The sequence below is a fragment of the Salegentibacter mishustinae genome (assembly GCF_002900095.1).
Taxonomy (GTDB): Bacteria; Bacteroidota; Bacteroidia; order Flavobacteriales; family Flavobacteriaceae; genus Salegentibacter; species Salegentibacter mishustinae.
Map to the genome: position 1 here is coordinate 1129694 of NZ_LLKN01000002.1, position 19760 is coordinate 1149453.

14 protein-coding genes and 1 riboswitch are annotated in these 19760 nt (G+C 35.5%); of the genes, 10 read left to right on the top strand and 4 right to left on the bottom strand.

Translation table 11 applies throughout. From position 1 onward, the window contains the following. Positions 1-38 precede the first annotated feature (38 nt). The 5 genes from pelF to APB85_RS08055 are packed head-to-tail and all read left to right on the top strand — an operon-like array spanning position 39 to position 9966. On the top strand, positions 39-1562 hold the full coding sequence (gene pelF, locus APB85_RS08035; RefSeq protein ID WP_057481116.1) for a GT4 family glycosyltransferase PelF: 1524 nt from the start codon (positions 39-41) through the stop codon (positions 1560-1562). A gap of 2 nt (positions 1563-1564) precedes the next feature. Beyond that, on the top strand, positions 1565-3178 hold the full coding sequence (gene pelG, locus APB85_RS08040) for an exopolysaccharide Pel transporter PelG (RefSeq protein WP_057481117.1): 1614 nt from the start codon (positions 1565-1567) through the stop codon (positions 3176-3178). Between the two features lie 7 nt (positions 3179-3185). Continuing rightward, positions 3186-3977, top strand: coding sequence for an endo alpha-1,4 polygalactosaminidase (locus APB85_RS08045; protein ID WP_160319234.1), 792 nt, complete (start codon positions 3186-3188; stop codon positions 3975-3977). An 8-nt stretch (positions 3978-3985) separates the two neighbouring features. Next, entirely contained in the window at positions 3986-5977 is a 1992-nt protein-coding gene (locus APB85_RS08050) for a hypothetical protein (RefSeq protein ID WP_057481119.1), read from the top strand. Beyond that, on the top strand, positions 5977-9966 hold the full coding sequence (locus APB85_RS08055) for a DUF2194 domain-containing protein (protein ID WP_057481120.1): 3990 nt from the start codon (positions 5977-5979) through the stop codon (positions 9964-9966). The genes APB85_RS08050 and APB85_RS08055 overlap by 1 nt, the downstream gene beginning before the upstream one ends. Here the strand turns inward: APB85_RS08055 and APB85_RS08060 are convergent. From APB85_RS08060 to APB85_RS08070, 3 genes are all read right to left on the bottom strand, one after another. Continuing rightward, entirely contained in the window at positions 9963-10757 is a 795-nt protein-coding gene (locus APB85_RS08060) for an ABC transporter ATP-binding protein (RefSeq protein WP_057481121.1), read from the bottom strand. The genes APB85_RS08055 and APB85_RS08060 overlap by 4 nt on opposite strands. A gap of 2 nt (positions 10758-10759) precedes the next feature. After that, positions 10760-11791, bottom strand: a complete 1032-nt coding sequence (locus APB85_RS08065) for an iron ABC transporter permease (RefSeq protein WP_057481122.1) — start codon at positions 11789-11791, stop codon at positions 10760-10762. Positions 11792-11983: 192 nt separating this feature from the next. Further along, positions 11984-13138 carry an ABC transporter substrate-binding protein gene (locus APB85_RS08070; RefSeq protein ID WP_057481123.1) on the bottom strand — a complete coding sequence of 385 codons (1155 nt, stop codon included), beginning with the start codon at positions 13136-13138 and terminating at the stop codon, positions 11984-11986. Between the two features lie 163 nt (positions 13139-13301). Continuing rightward, positions 13302-13574, top strand: a riboswitch (cobalamin riboswitch). Between the two features lie 33 nt (positions 13575-13607). Between APB85_RS08070 and APB85_RS08075 the strand changes: the two genes are divergently transcribed. Both APB85_RS08075 and APB85_RS08080 read left to right on the top strand, forming a co-directional pair. After that, the gene (locus APB85_RS08075) at positions 13608-15449 is read left to right on the top strand and encodes a TonB-dependent receptor plug domain-containing protein (protein WP_057481164.1); all 1842 of its coding nucleotides are present in this window, start codon (positions 13608-13610) and stop codon (positions 15447-15449) included. A 72-nt stretch (positions 15450-15521) separates the two neighbouring features. Beyond that, complete coding sequence (locus APB85_RS08080; RefSeq protein WP_057481124.1) at positions 15522-16586, top strand: YncE family protein; 1065 nt, start codon at positions 15522-15524, stop codon at positions 16584-16586. An 88-nt stretch (positions 16587-16674) separates the two neighbouring features. On the opposite strand, the gene APB85_RS08085 is transcribed toward APB85_RS08080, so the two are convergent. Next, on the bottom strand, positions 16675-18159 hold the full coding sequence (locus tag APB85_RS08085) for a S41 family peptidase (protein ID WP_057481125.1): 1485 nt from the start codon (positions 18157-18159) through the stop codon (positions 16675-16677). A gap of 121 nt (positions 18160-18280) precedes the next feature. Here APB85_RS08085 and APB85_RS08090 point away from each other — a divergent pair, with 121 nt between their 5' ends. From APB85_RS08090 to APB85_RS08100, 3 genes are read left to right on the top strand one after another with little or no spacing between them, the layout of a single operon-like run. Continuing rightward, complete coding sequence (locus tag APB85_RS08090; RefSeq protein ID WP_057481126.1) at positions 18281-18796, top strand: RNA polymerase sigma factor; 516 nt, start codon at positions 18281-18283, stop codon at positions 18794-18796. Beyond that, on the top strand, positions 18777-19229 hold the full coding sequence (locus APB85_RS08095; protein WP_057481127.1) for a hypothetical protein: 453 nt from the start codon (positions 18777-18779) through the stop codon (positions 19227-19229). Before APB85_RS08090 ends, APB85_RS08095 begins: the two co-directional genes overlap by 20 nt. Before the next feature lie 3 nt (positions 19230-19232). After that, positions 19233-19760, top strand: a complete 528-nt coding sequence (locus APB85_RS08100; RefSeq protein ID WP_057481128.1) for a DUF4252 domain-containing protein — start codon at positions 19233-19235, stop codon at positions 19758-19760.

Here is a 19760-nt window from a genome sequence, read left to right on the forward strand (position 1 = left end):
CTGATTTTTAATATATTTTTGGCGACAAACAAACTTTAATGCCTAACCCCTCAGTATTGCTTATTTTAGAAGGTACCTACCCTTTTAACGGTGGTGGTGTGTCTACCTGGGCACATCATTTATGTAATAAGGTTAGTAATATAGATTTTAAGTTATATTCTATAAACGCTTCTTTTGAAAAAGAATCTAAGTACGAGCTTAGCGAAAATATAAGCGAAGTTATTCAGGTGCCTCTCTGGACCCCAGATGAGCCGTACGATTATATTAGCTATGGAGAGGAATATTATAAAACGGTAGCTAAAAAGGAGTGGACTACCGATGAAGTGGTAGAACAAAAATTTATTCCACTTTTTAAAAGTCTACTGGAGTTTATTTATAGTGAAGACCAGAACATAGAAGATCTGGATATAATTTTTCACCAGTTGTGGTTTTATTTTGAAGATTACGATTATAAAGAAACCATAAGAAATAGGCACGTATGGACCGCTTATAGAGATACGCTTGCTAAATTTATTATAGGGGAGCGTAACCCTGATGCCTCTTTAATTGATATTACCATTGGCTTACGCTGGATTTATAGATTCCTAATTCCTCTGGCCATAGTGAATATACCCAAAGTAGATGTGGCTCATTTAACGCTTAGTGGTTTCCCGCTTATTCCGGCACTTATTGCCAATTATAAGTATGGTACAAGGATTATGTTAACTGAACACGGGGTCTTTATTAGGGAAAGGTTATTGGCTATTAATAAATCTGAATACCCATACTTTTTAAAAAGTCTACTAATTCGCTTTTCTGAGGCTATTACTCGTCTGGCTTATTATAAGGCTGATGTGATTATTTCAGTAACCACTTTTAATCAAAAATGGGAAAAATGGTATGGAGCCGATCCTAAAAAATTCAAGATAATATATAACGGTATAGATCCAGAGGTTTTCAAACCAGGATCAAAACCGGCACATTTAAAGGGTATTCCAACCGTAGTGGCCTTAGCCCGGGTATTTGAACTGAAAGATATTCTTACTATGATAAGATCTTGCGCGGTGGTGAAAGAAACTATCCCTAATGTTCAGTATTTGGTTTATGGAGATGACCAGGCCGTACCCGAATATACCCGGGAATGTCTTGATCTTATAGATGAATTAAGCTTGCAGGACAATTTTAAGTTTATGGGGCCAAAAAGTAATCCTCAGGAAATATTTTTGGAGGGAGACATTTCAATTTTAACATCCATCTCTGAAGGTTTCCCGTATACTGTTATAGAATCTATGAGTTGTGAGATTCCGGTGGTATCTACCGATGTTGGCGGAGTTAAAGAAGCGCTTGATGAAAGCTGCGGATTTACCTGTAAACCAAAAGATGCTGAAGAAATTGGAGGAAATGTGACCAAATTGCTTTTAAACGAAGAGCTTCGAAAAAAGATGGGGAAGAATGCAAGGGAAAAGGTTTTAAATAATTTTACTTTAAATAAGTTCATAGGGGAATATGAAGATGTTTACAGCGAAATTATGAAGTCGAAAAAACCAAAACCAAAATTAGCTAAGATTAAAGATTTTTCCTGAGAATGACTAAAGATCAAATTAAAGCTATTGCCAAACTTGTGGTTGCGGTTAAAGAACGGAACGGAAAACCCGTAAATGTTTATGTAGTAGCTGCCACCATAGAATCTTTTGGAATTAGGGATGTAGATGTTAAAGAGGATTATGGTTTTGATGATATTTTTCAACTTTCAAAATATATTTACAAAGCTTACGATGCCATAACCCTGGCAAATCTTAAGAATAATAACCAGCGTATCGCTGAAGCGAAAACCTTTAAAAGACTCGCACTAACCGACTATATTACTACAAAAAATACCAAGCGATTTATTGTAGATTACAGTTCTGGTCTTATCCATTTATTTCCCGTATTTCTACAGGTAGTTTCCATTATTATGTTTGGGTTTTCGCTATGGACCTATTCAAAATTTAATAATCTACAATCAACAGCGGTAGTGTTGGGGGTAATCTTTGGATTTATATTAAGTGGTGGCTTTGTTCAGGTTATTGGTAAACAGGTTTCTTACTATTGGTACAATAAGGATTACCATATGGCGAGTTATTCTACAAAAAAGATAATCATAAACGGGGTCCTTGTTATAATAGGATTTTTTATCCTATCGTTATTGGTTAATTTGGTGATTCCTCTTTACAGCTTTCTTTTCGTCATAATTACGTTTTTGTATGCACTTTTCATTGGATTTTTACTCCTTGTTTTAGCACCATTATATGCGGTTAAACAAAGATGGATGCTCTCTTTAAGTGTCTTTATAGGAACCGTAGTAGCGCTATCTTTACACTGGTATACTCCAATGCATCCTTATTTTGTGCACTGGATTGGTATTCTTACCGCTTCTTTAATCTCCGTAGTATATCTTTACTTCTTTTATAAATACAAACTTCAGGAACATACAGCTGTAAAGAAGAAACCCAAGGTAATGCTTTCGTTATATAGAAATTTCAATTATTTCTTCTATGGGGCATTCCTGTTTGTTTTTGTTTTTATGGATAGATTGGTAGCCTGGTCTTCTACTTTAAATCGGGATATTCCTTATGTGATCTATTATGAAAAAGATTATGAGATAGGAATGGACCTGGCAATTTTAATTTTCTTTCTTCTGGGTGGGGTTATGGAATATGCGATCCATTCGTATATACGCCATATGGATTTTCATCAATTAGATACAAAATACTCCCAGTTTCAAAGTTTTAATGACAAAATGAAAAAGATGTATTTTAAGCATCTGCGTCTTTTTGCGGTTAGTGCCCTGGGCATCGCTATATTTTTATACTTATTAATTACCCAGCCCTGGGGTTATTCGTCTGGTTTTGATGAAAGTCTAAGCGATTTAAGTATTAGGGTGTGTGTGCTAGGAAGTATAGGCTATTTGTTTTTAAGCCTGGGAATGCTTAATGTGCTGTACCTGTATACGTTAGGGCAACATAGGAAACCACTTGTTGCTATTATTATTGCCTTTTTAGTTAATATAATTATTGGGATCCTGCTAAGTAGATGGATTTCTTATGAATATAGCGTAGTAGGAATGCTCTTAGGTTCCCTGGTTTTTATGCTATTTACTACTAGAGAAACATACAATTTCTTTAAAAATCTGGATTATTACTATTATGCATCTTATTAAAATTCTTATGATAGCAGGCGCAATTTGTTTAAGCACTACACAGGCGGTTGCCCAGGAGCTTACTAAAGAAAAGCAGGTGCTTTTTACTTATGGTGATTTTTATCCTAAAGATGTTTCCGGTTATGAAATAGTAGTTCTTGAAAGTGCTCATTTTGATAGTGAAGATATCGAGATTTTAAAACAGCAGAATAACACCGTTATAGGTTATATAAGTTTAGGGGAAGTCAATGAATCTGCAGCTCATTTTCCGCAGGTAAAGGATTTCACCCTGGGAAAGAATGAGCTATGGAATAGTCATATTTTAGATATTGAAAATGAAGAAACAAGAGAATCTCTTATGAATATCTTCCAGTTTAATATGAAAAAAGGCCTTGATGGGATGTTTTTGGATAATATAGATAACTATACCGTATTTGGACCAACTCCAGAGAAAAAAGATGCTCTTTTAGACTTTTTACAAACTATTCATATTGTTTTTCCAGAGATTTATTTAATGCAAAATGCAGGTGTTTCAATAATTGAAGATACCCATCCCTATATAAATTCGGTTGCCAAAGAAAGTATAGCAACCGACTATAATTTTGAAAAAAATAAATATCAATTACGTGAGGAAGAAGTATTTTTTCAGCTCTTACAAGAACTTGAAAAAGCTAATAAAGAGTATGAAATTCCTATAATTTTAATTGAATATGCCGATACACAGAAATTGAAAAAAGCAATAAAGCAGCGATTAAAAGAAAACCCCTGGACATATTTTATTGGGAAAATAGATTTGCAAAGTATTCCTGATAAAAACTGAAATTTTATATGTTTTTAGAGCCCTACCTACTTACCGGACCATTTAGGATAACACTGTTTTTTGTATTGATTTTGTTAATACATAGAATAATCTCTGCCCGAGTTTCTGCCCAAACGGCACTAAACTTTTTAATTCCTACCATTACACTAATTCTGGGAGCTGTGCTCTTAGGCGGCTTTATATTGGTGCTCACCAATACATTTGATCTATTTGTTATAATAAGTATTGTAATTGGGCTTATTACCCTAACCTTTATGAATCTTAATTATACAAGATCAATAAAAAATCAGTTACAAAAGATTTATACGCGTACTATCTTGTATGCAGTAATAAAACTTGAAAAAAGGGAGAATTTTCTGGATAGAGATAATATCATTAAACCAAGGTATAAACATAAAGAACAAAGATTATCTCAATATCATAAAAACTGGCAATTAGCTATTGGATTTTTACTACCGATTATGACCTATATTTCCAGAAGTTCTCTATTTAAGGAAGATGTTTATACACTTTCCTACAGTTGGTTCGCAAAGTTGAATTTGATAAACGGCTTGTCTTTAAAAAACTGGTTTCTTCATCCAGGGGAAATGATGGGGGATTATTTACTTATAAACCTCTATGCAAAATTAACCCATATTACGAACGCGCAAGCTTTACAATCTTTTGGGCTACTGGAGTCAGCGCTACTTTCTTTAATTATTTATTGGGTAGTTTTTAAAATTTCAAGAAAACATGCACCGGGAATACTGGCAGGTACTAGTTTTGCCTTGTTATATTCTTTTCTGCCAATAAACATAGATCTTTTAGCAGAACATAAGTCGGTTTTTACGGCTTTAATTATTGCAGTACCTACCATGCTTTTCAGTATTTATCCGCAAAGCTTTCGCTTTAATAGAAAATTGATCTTTGGCTGGTTCTTTATTCTTTTTGCTACTATCTTAATACTAGATCTTTTTGTGGGACTTTTAATTGTTCCAACATTCCTGCTTATCCTGTTCTTTTTTAAATTTCGGTATTATATGAAGCAAGTAAGCCAAATTCTCTTTGCCTATCTTTCTTCTGTAACTTTAATTGCTTTAATTTATGGAATAGCAGCATTTGTTAAACAGGAAAATTTTGGAGCATTTATCCTCTCAAATTTATTTTCTTTTGATGCCTATACTTATAATCCTAATCTGGTAGTTCCCTTTAAAGAGCTTATATATTATTATCAGGTTGCAGGTATCGTTTTTCTTTTGATTTCTATTTTTAATTATATCAAAAAACCGCATAAATGGCTTGCCAGCCTTATTTTTATCATTTTTATCAATGTATTATTTGCCTTATATCATATAGATGAAGTTTTATTGGATTTGGATCTTTTAAGTCAGGTGTTATGTGTATTTATTCCTATTTTCTTCGGAATTATACTCAATGTGATCGTAAATATTTTTTCCATCTTCAAAACACAAAGCAGACTAAGCACAATAATAGAAGTTACCAGTGGTAGCGTAGTAATTTTGGCATTGGCAATTTTTACATTTCCACCTTCGGCTACTTTAAATTTTGATTCGGAAAAAACTGAAAATGTGGTTTTTGAAGCTTACTCCAAAATTCAATCGGCCAACCTACCTTATACTTATGCAGTGGTAAATTCTTTGCCTTACTTCAGCTTTAGTAATAACAGTCATTATTATTATAATTACGATTACTTTAATGACAGTTATATAGCACGGGATAGGAGATTCCACAGGTATAAAAATAACCAGCAATATCTTCAGAGCAATCCAGATATAATTTTACCTGAAACTATGTTCGTTTTTATTTATAAGAATTTAGAGGAAAGCAATGTAGCTAAAAAGGAAATATTTAAAAGCCAACAGGCTTTAGCGCTAGAAAGGATCAACCTTTTAAAAGCTAAAGATAGAAATGTAAATATTTATTATGAGAGTGAAGATCTAAAGGTTTACCAAATAGAAAATAGGGAGCGAGCCAGCAATATTAATGAACTATTATTTTGATGAGATTACAATTACCAATTAATTTATTAAAATATACTGCTTACCTGTTGCTTCTTATTGTTATGGGGTGCGCCGTAGATGTGGAAGATTCCAGAGAGGAAGAAGACCATCCAAGGGTTCTTTACGATAAAATGAGTAAGAACCCCCTGGTTACTTATATTCTTGAGCCTGGCAATGAGTTAAGCGTAAAAAATAGCAACCATATAAGAAAGACTCTTAATTATGCTAAAATTCCTTATGGTGAAATAAACCGTGACAAATTTAATGAGCAGCCGGCAGTAGCAGCTTCGGTAAAAGTTATTGTTCTTTATGACCCCGCTCCGCTAAACGGAGATGCGATGAATTTTCTTATAAATTTTGTGGCTGAAGGCGGTCATATTTTTATTCCCAGCGTAGGAACAAATAAAAATTATGGATTTTTAGCCGGTGTAAAAGCTGATGCCAATTTTGAAATAAACACCACAGCTCAGGGATTTCTATTTAATTCAGACTTTATCCCGGCATTTAAAGGGAAGCATTATAAAAGCCTCACTACACATTTTGGTTTGGAACAGAATAACTTTCGGGAGGATGTTGAGGTTCTGGCAACCTCTTTTTCAGAAGAAGATTATCCATTAATTATTAAAAACGAAATTGGAGCAGGTTCAGTTATTTCTTTTAATACCGAACAATTTTCAGAAAAACAGGAACGAGGGTTATTCTTTGCAGCTATTTTGCAAGGTTTAGAAGGAGTGCCTTATCCCGTAGCCAATGCCTCCAGTATTATGTTAGACGATTTTCCAGCTCCGCTTTACGATGCGAAAATGGAACCGGTACAATCTGAAATGGATATAAGCCAGGCGAATTTTTATTCTGATGTTTGGTGGGAAGATATGTTGAAGCTGGCAGAGGAAGAAGATATTGTGTATTCGGCTTATGTTTGCTTCGATTATTCTAATCATACTTCCCCGCCATTTAACTTTCAGGAATGGGAGAGATCAATCTTAAATGGAGCAAATGGCGCTGATAAATTGATGAAATCAATAAAAAATTCTGATCACGAAGTAGAACTGCACGGCTATAACCACGTTTCACTAACCCAAACAGAATGGCCAAATAAAAGCTATATGGGGCTAAGCCTGCAAGCGGTTAAAAAGCGCTGGGCCGCCCGTGATTATGGTAGATTGCCAGTTTCTTATGTGCCGCCTTCAAATATAATAGATAGTACGGGTTTTGTGGTTTTAGAAGAGAATATACCCAGTATTATTTATAATGCCAGTATTTACCTTGGGGATTTTGAAGAAGGTGGAGGCCGTGAATTTGATCCTGAACCTTATAATTATCACTTTTTTAATTTCCCCAGGATTAGTAGTGGATATGCCATGAATTCCACCAGGGAGTTCAATCAGCAATCTCTATATCTTTATACCGGTATCTGGACGCATTTTATACACCCCGATGACATTTACCAAATTCCGGGAGACGAACCTTTAGAAAGTGCAGGAGATTATACTTTACGTAATATAAATAGTTACGGTTGGCGAGTTTCAGAAGATGGTTCGCCCGGTTTGCTCCCAAGGTTTAGAAATTATATTCAGGAAGTAAAAGAAACCTTTCCGCTAATTCGGTTTTTAAAGGTTTCAGATGCGGCAAAAATCACCAAAAACTGGAGAGAAGATACTTATGAATTCTCAGAAACCGAAAATACTTTTAAGGTAGCAGCCCAGGCTGAAATTTCAGAGAATAACGAAAACTTTTGGTTTGCTTATGCATCTAAGGAAAAGCAGAGCAAGATGGCAGATTATTTAGGTAATAACAAGCTGAAATATACCACAACTGCGTTTCTGGATGGATTTCTTTTTAATATTCAGACTTCCAAAAAGCAGTTAAGTCTGCCTAAGTTTAAAGACGATAATTCGGGTAAGTTACTAAGTGCATTACTGCAGGATTATAAAGCTTATCTTTTGGTAAAACCTTCAGAAAACTTTGAAGACAGTAATATATCTAAAGAAATTACTGAATTGAAGTCTAAAATTGCAGCAGGTGAAGATTACAATCGGGAAGACTGGTTAGCGCTATTTCATTATTTGGGATGGGAAAATCGTCAAAATGAAATATGGCCATTACTTGAACAAAAATATAAAAAGGATAAATCTTCAGTATATGTAAAACTTTCTTCAGAATTTACAGCTCAAAGCGATTATCCAAATTTGGATACCAGAAAGCGTTGGATGCTGAGACAGATAGACCTAAATCCCGAGAATATAAAGCTTCGAAAAGATTTTATAGCATATTTTGGAAATGGGACCGAAGTTCAGTTAACTCGCGATGAATTGTTAGGGTTAATAAATAATACCGAATCTCATGAAGATAGATTTAGTTATTTAGTGTTGCTTAACGAGAAATACCCCGAAGCTGCTTTTAATTTGGTAAAAGATATAGAACCCTGCCGGGAAGATTTTAAGCTTGCTGCATCATCTATTTCCTGGATCCTTGCTGATGCTAAAGAGTTTAAGCAAGCTATTTTATGGTCTAAATGCGGTGAAGAAATTAGTGAAGAATCCGTAGATAATTGGCGCTTGCAATCGGGAGAATATGAGTTTTTAAAGGAAAAGAATTTTCCGCTTTATATAGAATATCTTATTGCTGATAACGATAAAAAAGCAGCCAGGGAACTGCTGGAAATAGAAACCTGTAGAAAAGACCTTAAACGTTTAGCTCCCACCATTGCTTATACTTACGCCGGGCAGGGAAGTTTTAGAAAAGCACTGGAATGGTCTGCCTGTGCAAAAGATTTTCCTTTGGTAGAAAGAATGCAATGGTTTTATGCGCTAAAAAATTATAAAGAAATAGAACGTTTATACGCTAATTATTCCGAAAAAAATAATCCGGAAGAAAAAGAAGCTATCCAGTCATTTATGGCCGAATACTATATGGGCCGCGGAGATATTGTTACCGCCTGGAGAATAGCCTCTAAATTGCCTAATTCAACCAATAAAGAGAGATTAAGAACACAGCTTAACAAAGACGTTATTTATTTAAATTCTGAACAAAAACGGCGGTTGTTAAATGAATATCCTTCAATTTTTTACCCAGAAATTGCTGCGCAAATTGAGCAAGATCTCAGAATTACAGAGGGTGATTTTATTAGAATAGAAAGCAATATTATTAGTGATAGGTTAGATCCTACTTCTTTTGGTACTGAAGCTACTTATGGCCTTCGGGATAAGAAATTACATCAGCATCAATTTGGTTTGAGCCAGTATAAAGCTTACGCTATTCCTTTTCAGGAGGAATTTGAGAATAACATAGATGAACATTTATACGGCTTAATTTACAGGTTTAAATCGCGTGAAAGAATAGAAAAACTTAATTACGGTTTTGGCACTCGCCTGGAATTTAATGATGCCGGGAAGGCTTATCTTCATTTGCAAGCTTCAGCTTCTATTGCAAAAGATAGTTTGTTTAGTTCATTTCAAGTTTCAAGGAAACCGGCTATTACAGGACCCGCTTACGCCCTGGATATTTATCAAACCCAATTAAATATTTACGAAGAACTTCAATTTAAAGAGAAATTCCAGGCTGTTCTCTACCTGGAGGGGAATCATTATAGCGACGATGTGCAAGATGTGCAGGCTTTAACCAGTATTTCTATGGATATTAAGCTGAATAAAAGATCGAAATTCAGACCTTATTCTGAACTATCGGGAATGCTAGGTAATTCCAGCAGACCCGGCGGGTATCCTTACTGGACTTTAGATGAGCGCTTATATGGCGGAATGGGTGTTGCTTATGAATATGAGAATAAACAGAATTTTTGGAAGATTAATCTGGATGCCGGATATTTTCTGGATACTTTTTCTGATGAGTTTCAGCGCTATCGCGGGAATGTGGTATGGCCGGTTTCAAAATATTTTCATTTTAATGCGCAGGCTGAATTTTATACGCTGAAAAACTTTTATTCTAACAACTTTACCTTCGGCCTAAAATATTTTCTAAAAGATAACTAAGGATTTATTTTAAAGGAAGCTGAAGCTTTATCGAAAATGATTAAACCTTCAGGAAAAACAGTAGAAAATGCGCCAGATTCCAGGAGTTCTTTTGGAGAACCTGTGGTAACCTTTTTATCCTGCATTAAAATAATCTTATCACAAAGCTGAATAGCAAGATTGATCTCGTGAGAAGCGAAAACAATGGCTTTATTAGTTTTTCGGGTAAGCTTTTTAAGCAATTTAAGGACATAAGCTTTATGGTACAAGTCTAAATGTGTGGTAGGTTCATCTAAGATAACCAGGGGCGTGTTTTGAGCAATGGCCCGGGCTATCAATACTTTTTGTAATTGCCCATCGCTTAACTCGTAGCATTTTTTGTTTTGCAAATCTTCAATACCAACATTTTGCAGAGATTTTTTAATCTGGCGAAGATCGTTTTTACTAAGGCGGCCAATCCAATTTGTATAAGGTTGTCGGCCAAGAGCCACCAGTTCAAAAACACTTAAATTTTTAGAAATGGGTTGTTCTGTAAGTACAAGACTCACTAAAGAAGCGAGTTCTAAAGAATCGATTTGCTGAATTTGTTCATTTTTTACCAATACTTTTCCCTTTAGCGCATCCTGAACTCCGCTTAAGGTGCGTAAAAAAGTAGATTTTCCAACACCATTAACACCTATAACCGCAACCAATTCTCCCTGGTTTACTTCAATATCAATAGCTTCAGCGATAAGAGTTTTTTCAGTTTTAGTACTGTAACCAATGTCGAGATTAATCGTTTTTAGGATGCTATGTTGTTCGGATTGATCCACTTTCAGAATAAAAATTTACGTTTACGAACCAATAGCCAGATTACTACCGGTGCTCCAATTAACGAAGTTATGGCATTTATAGGTAAAGTATATTCCTGACCCGGTAATTGAGCCGCAATATCACAAATAAGCATGAGTGCCGAGCCACCTAAAATAACGGCCGGAACCAAAATTCTATGATTGTTTACCGGGATTACCTGTCTTATTAAATGCGGAACCGCTAAACCTACAAATGCAATGGGACCCGCAAAAGCGGTAATACTCCCGGCAAGTAAGCTGGTAGCAATAATAATTATAAGTCGGTTTCTTTGAATACTTACCCCAAGGCTTTTTGCATATTGTTCACCAAGAAGCAGGGTGTCGAGATTTTTTATACACGAAATAGCAAGGATCAATCCCACTAACCAAAACATTGCCAATATGCCAACTTCATTCCAGGAAAGATCGCCTAAACTCCCAAAAGACCAGAAAATATATTGTTGTAATTGCGCTGCAGGACTAAAGTAGGAAAGAACACTGACTACGGCCGCAGTTAAGCTGGCAAACATCAGCCCGATTATTAAAATAGCCATGGTATCTCTAAGTCTTATTGAGGCCAGCATTACGGCAAGCAGAACCAATAAACTTCCCAGGCTGGAGGCAACAACAAGGCTCCATTTTGATAATAAAATTCCGGCAAAAGCACCTCCAAAAACTGAAGCACCCATGATTACAATAGCCACACCTAAACTGGCACCACTGCTTAAGCCTAAAACATAAGGACCTGCCAATGGATTTCGAAAAAGGGTTTGCATTAATAATCCGCTAATGGCAAGTCCGGAGCCGGTTATTATTGCGGTGATTGCCTTTGGTAATCGATATTCAACAATGATATACCGCCAGGTTTCTTTAGAAACTTCCAGGTTAAAAATTGAAGCAAAAACATCTTTAAAAGGAATATTTACCGAACCTAAACTTATATTTAAGAATCCAAGAACAATTACTCCTAGGAAAAGGAGCAATAGCGGGAGAACATATTTCTGGGACTGCAACAATGCCGGTTATTTATTTCGGTGTAAATATCTGAAATAAAATGAGGAGATAAAATTAAAGAAGAACGATAATGGCATTTTACTCGATAATAGCGATTTAATTAATCAGGAACCTTTATCGTCATCAAGCTATATTTCCAACAATATTTTTAAGGATAGTTTTCCCAGGTGCCAGAAAATTTGAACCTAAATAATTTATTCCTTTAAAGCCTTAAAAAACCTCTTTTCATAATCTGGAAGCAAGTTAGGATGAAAAATAGACACGAGATCCTTAAGTACTAAATCGGGGCGTTGTGGGCCTAACTCGAAATAAAGTACACCACCGGTTTCTCCTTTTGTTAAACTTACACTGTATACCTTTTTATGTTGTACGGCTTCAAATTTTTGATAGTGGTTGGATTCTTCCAGAAGTTGGGTGTAAGAAGTGAATTGTCCTGCACTTATCCAAAATTCAGCGTCCTGGGCTTTTGCGAGTACACTTTCAAAAGATAGGGCCATACTGCCGTTTCCTTTAGTTTCGGCATAAACGTAATTTGCATTTGCGTCCTTTATAAATTGTGCCTGCCAGGAATTGCCATAAGGCAAATACCATTGATCTTTATACATTGCACCGCTTAAAACCTTTGGAGTTTCTTCAGCAGATTTTGCCAGTTCCTTTGCTCCATTGTAAGAGGTTTCAATTTCATTGAAAATAACTTCAGCTTTCTCTAATTTATCGTAAAAAGCACCGAAGAATTTGATCCATTCGGCTTTACCTAGCGGAGTTTTTTCTGTCCAGTCGCCATTATACATTACCGGAATTCCTGTTTTTTGAATGGTTTCAAAGGTTTTATTATTGCCATCTATAGCAAAACCAACCACAACATCCGGTTGCAAATCTATCAGTACTTCAGTATTGATATTCTCATTTTTACCAAGCTCTTTAATTTCTCCGGAATTGATCAGTTTCCTGGTTTTTTCTGAAGAAATATAATCGAGGCCGGGGAATCCTATTAAGCTTTTTTCTTCTTTTAGAGCTTCCAGAGCCGGAATATGAGTAGTGGAAGTCACCACCATTTTTTCTATCGGAATTTGCACTTTTTGATCGTAATCCAAATCACCAGGAATTTCAGCGTTTTCTTTCGCGAGAAGATAAGTGAAGGCTTTTTCAGCATTTGGCCAGGGGGTTTCTACGGTTAGGAGGTAGAAATCACCAAAATTTTCAATGTTAAAGTTATTAGCATAGCTTAATTCAACTAAATTTCCAGATTGTTCAGGATTTGTATTTTCCTTCTTTTGACTGTTTTTGCAGGCATTAAGTAATAGAAAAAGGATGCAGAAACTTAGGGATTTTACAATCTTTATTTTCATTCTTATCAGTTTATATGCAATTCACTTAATAGAGTTTGATTTTCTTTTTCAAGCTCTGAAGCAATTTCAGCTTGACGAAATTTTTTAAAATATCCTCTATACAAAAGTTTTCAAAAGTAAGATTAATTCGAATTTTTTAGTCGCAACTCAGATAAATGTTTAATTTCGCATTGAAATTTTTGGTTCGGATGTGAATTTTATCACGCCGATTAAAAGGGAATCAGGAAAAAGTTGGAAGTACGAGATTAGAAGTTAGAAGTTTTACTTCAATTTCCTACCTTCTAACTTTATTAAGCCTGAGCTGTTCCCGCAACTGTAAGCTTAGTCTGTAAAAGGACGCTTGTTGTTATCACTTCAAAAACCACTGTTCTTTTGTGAACGGGAAGGTAAACAACAAGACGCGAGCCAGGAGACCTGCCAGAATATAACCAATAAATTCTTAGACTTTCGGGATAAAAGTCAGGGGCAGATGAAAAAAACGCAGTTTTATATTTTATTCCTTGGCCTGCTTTGTGGCTTGCCAACACTTGCTCAAAACGATACGATAAACGTTTTGAACGAGGTTTTCCTGACCGATACTAAGCTGAAAGACTTCTCTACCGGCCAACAGGTTACTGTTTTAAACGATTCGGTTTTAAAGAAAAATGGAGCGCTGCTTACTTCAGCACTAAATTTTAATACCAATATCTATTTTAAGGAAAACGGCTTGGGGATGGTTTCTTCTCCTTCTTTTCGTGGCACCACGGCCTCGCAAACTGCGGTTTTATGGAATGGGATTAATATTAATTCTCAATTTAACGGGCAAACCGATTTTAATACCTTAAACGCTGCCGGATATGATAATATTAGTGTGCGCGGTGGGGGAGGAAGTGTAGTTTACGGTACCGGAGCTATTGGTGGCACGGTGCATTTAAACACCAATCTTGATTTTAGTGGAAGTACTAAGCAGGATATTTTCTTGCAATACGGAAGTTTTAATACACTGGATGCTCGTTATAAAATAAAGACTTCTGGAAAGAATTGGAGTGTGAGTGTGGCGCTGGCGCGAAATTCTTCAGATAATGATTACGAATGGCCGTTTGAAGGCAGAATTAATAAAAACGGGGAATTCTACAATAACAATCTTACTATAGGGCTGGCTTACCGTTTAAATGAAAAAAATACCCTCAAGTTTTACAGCGAGGTTTTTGATGGGGAAAGACACTTTTCACTGATCAGACCTTCAGAAACCCGAACAAAGTACCGCGATTTAAACACCCGAAATTTACTGGAATGGGTAAGCGAATTTGGAAGTTTTATCTCGGTGGCAAGACTTGCACATTTAGATGAAAACTATCGTTATTACGAGAATATAGCTTCAGAAAATTATTCATTTGGTGAGGCAAAAACGCTAATCGGTAAATATGATCTAAAATATTCAGTCTCCAAAACACTGGAATTTAATACCGTTTTAACCAACAATTATACCGATGGTGAGGGTTCTGGAATTGAGGAAAATATCCGAAACATTTTTTCCGCAGCTCTTTTAATGAAACACAAGCCGTTTCAGAAATTTCAATATGAATTAGGCATCCGGAAAGAAGCAACCGATAATTATGAAAGTCCGATATTGTTTTCTGCAGGACTGAACTATGAATTTACAGATTTCTATAATTTGAAAATGAATGTTTCCCGAAACTTCAGAATTCCTACCTATAATGATCTTTATTGGGCTGGAGCTGGAAATCTTAATTTAAAACCTGAAACTTCTAACCAGGTAGAACTGGGAAATCATTTTAAATATCAAGATTTAATTTTCAGCCTTACCGGGTATTATATTCAAATAGATGATATGATACGTTGGTTACCTTCAGAAAATGCAGTTTGGCGACCCAGGAATGAAGAAAAAGTTGAAACCTACGGATTGGAAATACTTACTAACTGGCAGAAACGACTTTCCAAAGATCATCAAATTAGCACCTCGGGTACTTATGCTTATACCGTTTCAGAAAATATGAGTGCCGGTTACCAGCTTATCTATGTGCCTTTTCATAAAGCAACCGGTGCATTCACTTACTCATTTAAAAACTTAAGCCTGGATTATCAGCTTTTATATAATGGCGAGGTTTTTACCAGGTCTGATAATAATTCTCGCTATAATTTAGATTCCTACTCAGTTTCAAATCTTGGAATTGCATATGATTTTGGGAAAGATAACACCTATAAGATTGGTGCAAGAGTGCTCAATATTTTTAATGAAGAATACCAAAGTGTAGAAAACCGGTGGATGCCCGGTAGAAATTTTAATATATACCTAAACCTTAATTTATAACCAGCAGGATGCTGAAAGCAAATATTTATAAAATCAGAGTATTTGCTCTGCTTCTTGCTAAAATTCTAACCAATGAAGAAACTAAGTAAACTAGTGACAATGGCCATTATAAGCGGCTTTTTATTGAATTCGTGTAATAGTGATGATGATAATGTTGATCCTGATGGGCCACAACCTGAAGGAGATTTTACCGAAGGGTTTTTTATTTTAAATGAAGGAAGTTTTGGTAATAATAATAGTGCTGTTACTTATGTGAGTAATAATTTTTCTACAAATGAAACAGAAATTTTTTTTAAGGCAAACGATGAATCTTTAGGAGATACTGGGCAAAGTATCACCTTTGATGATGATTACGCCTATATTATCGCTAATGCTTCTAATTTGATTAACGTGGTGAACCGCTATACTTTTGAATTAGTAGGCCAAGTTGATAGTGGGCTTGTATCTCCCAGATATGCGGTTGTGGAAAATGATAAAATGTATGTAACAAATCAAGGGGCTTACGAAGATGCAGAAGCAACTGAATTTGATGATTTTGTAGCGATAATTGATCTGGAAACTTTGGAGGTTGAGAAAACTATAGAAACAAATACAATCCTTGAATATATTGAAGAAGAAGACGGGTTAATCTATGTACAGAACGCGGCCTTTGGGTCGGGTAATGGAATTACTGTTATCGATTCTAACTCAGATGAGATTATTGAAACTATAGATACGGAAGACAACCTTGTTTCTTTTGAAATTGAAAACGAAGTTCTCTACGCTTTAAGTGCGGCCAAACTTGAAAAAATTGATCTGATTTCAGGGCAAGTAACCTCTCAAATTTCTATAGATGGAGGAAGTGCCAGTAACCTGCAAATTGAAGATGGACTGATTTATTATACAATTGGAACAAACGTATATAAGATGAGCCTTAACGATGAGGAAGCACCAACAGAACCTATTTTGGAGTATAGCTCCAGTTCAACTTATGGCGGTATGTATGGTTTTAAAGTAGAAGATAATTATATTTATACAGCCGAGGCACCTTCTTTTACTGAAAATGGAACTATTAGGATCTACGATTTAAATGGTAATCTTATTACTGAATTTGATTCTGGTGGAATAGGCCCAAACGGTTTCTACTTTAACGACTAAAAAGATTTTTTCTGTTAAATTGCATTTGCATAAAAAAGCCCCGTTTCTAATTTGAAACGGGGCTTTTTTTATTTTAAGTTGCTGAAAATTATTTCTTCAATTCAGCAGCTCTTTGCTTGATTTTTTCAGGAATTTCGTCTACATACATTCTCTGGTAATCAATATCATTATCACCACGTTCACCAATTTTAGTAAATCTTGAATCGTAAGATATAGCAGGAATTGCCATTCTGTTACCGGTAATATCAGCAAGAGCGGCAGCAAGTAAAGTTTCTTCAGGTGTGCCCAGTTCTATTAGGTTCACAATATCTTCTTCAGCTTCAATATCCGGAATTAATCCTTCCTCGTAGTATGCGTCTTCATCTGCATTTTTAGATTCGTAGATCAACGGCTGAATTACATATTTATGATTAGGATTACGGTTTTGTCTGGTAAAGTTAGGCGAATCATACAAAGGTGCCGCCGCCTGGAATTTACCAACAGTAGAAGTACCTACGTGCACAACCTCTATATAAGGCGCAAGACCGTTCATCACCAATTCACTGGCTGATGCAGTAGAACCTGTACCTATAATATAAACTTTGCTAAGACCAAGACTATTAATCTTCTCTTCGGTTCTAATTTTATCATTAAACCTGTCAACCAATTCCTCTTCTGAGAACTGACTTTGTAAAAGATCGTTCCAGCTTTGTTTAGAGAAAATTTCACCGTTAAACTGGCCGGTAATCATACTGGAAAGGTCTACCGCACTTTCTACAGAACCACCGCCGTTATACCTAAGGTCTAGAACTAACTCGTCTACGCCTTCAGCTTTTAACTCTCCAAATGCCGCGTTTAGTTCATCATCAAAATCAGCAGTAAAACTATTGTACATAATGTATCCTACATTTATTCCATCAACATCCAGGGTTTTAGCAACTAATACCGGGTTCTCGGTAAGTTGTTCCCTTGTTAGATCAATAGTTTCATCGGTATTACTAATGGTATTATCATTAATTTCAGCTACGGTAATCTCGTAGCCATCTCTTCCTAAAAGAGATTGGTAATTATCCAGGGTCATTGATTCTCCGTCAATATCGGTAAAAATTACACCGCGTGTTACACCTGCTTCGTCGGCAGGACTTCCAGGAATTACATAGCGTACGTAGGCTAGAACACCGTTATCGCCGAATCTTACCAAACCATAATCCATACCTGTTGTGGTGCTAATTCCGCTTTGACTGTTTTCTAAAACAGTATAATCATCAACTATAAAACTAAAGCGATCTTTAGGTGCAGGAACTTTAAGTCCATTTCTAAAAAGATCTTCAGGAGAGTCGAAGCTGGCTAACCACTCATTTTTTTCAGATTCTGAATCAAAATAGTTTTCTCCTAGTTCAGGAACATCTGCTTCGTATACATAATAGATGCTCATCGCATCATATAAATAATTCTCAATTTCTAAATTAGGGGTTTCCCCGGGGTTTTCTCCACCAGGTTCAACCGGAAAGCGTTCGTCGTCGTCATCTTTAGAACAAGATGTAAACACGCTGGCAGATAAGAATAAAAGTAAAATTAGTTTATTAATCTTCATAAATGTTAAGTTTGTTTTAGATTGCTAAAAATACCTACAATAAATTAAAATCAAAATCCTATTGTAACAAATATTACCGCTAATCGTTTAAAAGGTAAGAAGGTTATTAAACCAAGCATCAATGAAACAACAGGGCTTCCTGGACATAATAAACCCGGTAAAAGATAAAATGTACCGGCTTGCGTTACGACTGCTTGTTTCAAAAGAAGCGGCAGAAGATGCTACCCAGGATGTGATCCTAAAATTGTGGAATCAGAAGCATAAGCTCAAGGATTATACCAATCTCGAAGCTTTTGCAATGACGGTGACAAAAAATTACTGTTTAGATGAACTAAAAGCAAAAAAGAATAATAATTTAAGAATTGTTCATCAAAATTATGAAAATAACTCGGTTTCTCCTCAAAGAGGATTGGAGCTTAAAGATGAATTGAATTGGATAAATGGAATTGTATCTGAATTACCAGAACAGCAAAAAATTGTTTTTCAGCTTCGTGATATTGAGCAGTTGGAATTTGAAGAAATTATAGAAATCACCAATATGAAAAGTACTGCGGTAAGGGTCGCCTTATCCAGAGCGAGAAAAAAGATACGAGAGAGCTTAACGAAAAAGCATAATTATGGAATTGCAAAAAATTAAGGGTTTACTGGAAAAATATGAGGCTGGCGAAACATCTCTGGCTGAAGAAAAAAAGCTGCGGGAGTATTTTGCGAAAAATGAAGTACCGGATAGCCTAAAACCTTATCAGCTTATTTTTGGTTTTTCTGAAATTGAGAGTAAGGAAAGCTATGAAAAGGAAATTGAATTACCTGCTACTAAGCAGGATAATAGATATCTCTGGACGGCTATTGCAGCAAGTTTGATCTTAGTGGTTGGACTTTTCTTTTTTCAAAATAAACCTTTGGAAATGAGTGATAGCAATCTTGGCACTATTCAGGATAAGGAAGAAGCATTACAAAAAAGTATGGAAGCTCTAAAAATGGTTTCCGAATTAATGAACGAGGGAAAAGAAGACCTTATTTATTTGAAAGAGTTTAATAACACCAAAAATAAATTTATAAAAACCGAATAACCCATGAAAAAAATAGCAATAATAGTATTTATTGGCTTGTTGCCAATGTTAAGTCAGGCCCAGTCCTTTGCCAAGTATGAAGACATGAAAGATGTTGATGCTATGGTAATGACCAGCAAAATGTTTAAAATGCTTGCTAAAGTAGATCTAAGTGACGATAATCCTGAAGCGAGAGAGTACCTTAAGCTTATTGAAAACCTAGATGAGATTAAAATGTTTACCAGTACTACCGCATCTGTAAGAAGTGAAATGCAAAAGGACGTAGAATCTTATTTAAATTCTAATAATTTAGACCAGTTAATGCGGGTAAAAGAAGATGGTAAAAACATTCGCTTTTACTCAAAAAGTGGAAAAAGAGATAATTACGTAAGCGAACTCTTTATGTTTATGGAAGGCGAAAAAGAAGGAGAGCCAATTTCGGTAATCTTAAGTATTACGGGTGAAATAGATCTTTCCCAGCTATCACGTTTAACTTCAGACCTCAAAATTCCTGGTGCTGAAGAGCTTAAAAACGTAGAAAATAAATCTTAA

Excerpts from the sequence above, each read along its gene's own strand:
- pelF (WP_057481116.1), top strand. The coding sequence starts at position 39 with ATGCCTAACCCCTCAGTATTGCTTATTTTAGAAGGTACCTACCCTTTT.
- pelG (WP_057481117.1), top strand. The coding sequence starts at position 1,565 with ATGACTAAAGATCAAATTAAAGCTATTGCCAAACTTGTGGTTGCGGTT.
- APB85_RS08045 (WP_160319234.1), top strand. The coding sequence starts at position 3,186 with ATGATAGCAGGCGCAATTTGTTTAAGCACTACACAGGCGGTTGCCCAG.
- APB85_RS08050 (WP_057481119.1), top strand. The coding sequence starts at position 3,986 with ATGTTTTTAGAGCCCTACCTACTTACCGGACCATTTAGGATAACACTG.
- APB85_RS08055 (WP_057481120.1), top strand. The coding sequence starts at position 5,977 with ATGAGATTACAATTACCAATTAATTTATTAAAATATACTGCTTACCTG.
- APB85_RS08070 (WP_057481123.1), bottom strand. The coding sequence starts at position 13,138 with ATGAAAATAAAGATTGTAAAATCCCTAAGTTTCTGCATCCTTTTTCTA.
- APB85_RS08075 (WP_057481164.1), top strand. The coding sequence starts at position 13,608 with ATGAAAAAAACGCAGTTTTATATTTTATTCCTTGGCCTGCTTTGTGGC.
- APB85_RS08080 (WP_057481124.1), top strand. The coding sequence starts at position 15,522 with ATGAAGAAACTAAGTAAACTAGTGACAATGGCCATTATAAGCGGCTTT.
- APB85_RS08085 (WP_057481125.1), bottom strand. The coding sequence starts at position 18,159 with ATGAAGATTAATAAACTAATTTTACTTTTATTCTTATCTGCCAGCGTG.
- APB85_RS08090 (WP_057481126.1), top strand. The coding sequence starts at position 18,281 with ATGAAACAACAGGGCTTCCTGGACATAATAAACCCGGTAAAAGATAAA.
- APB85_RS08095 (WP_057481127.1), top strand. The coding sequence starts at position 18,777 with ATGGAATTGCAAAAAATTAAGGGTTTACTGGAAAAATATGAGGCTGGC.
- APB85_RS08100 (WP_057481128.1), top strand. The coding sequence starts at position 19,233 with ATGAAAAAAATAGCAATAATAGTATTTATTGGCTTGTTGCCAATGTTA.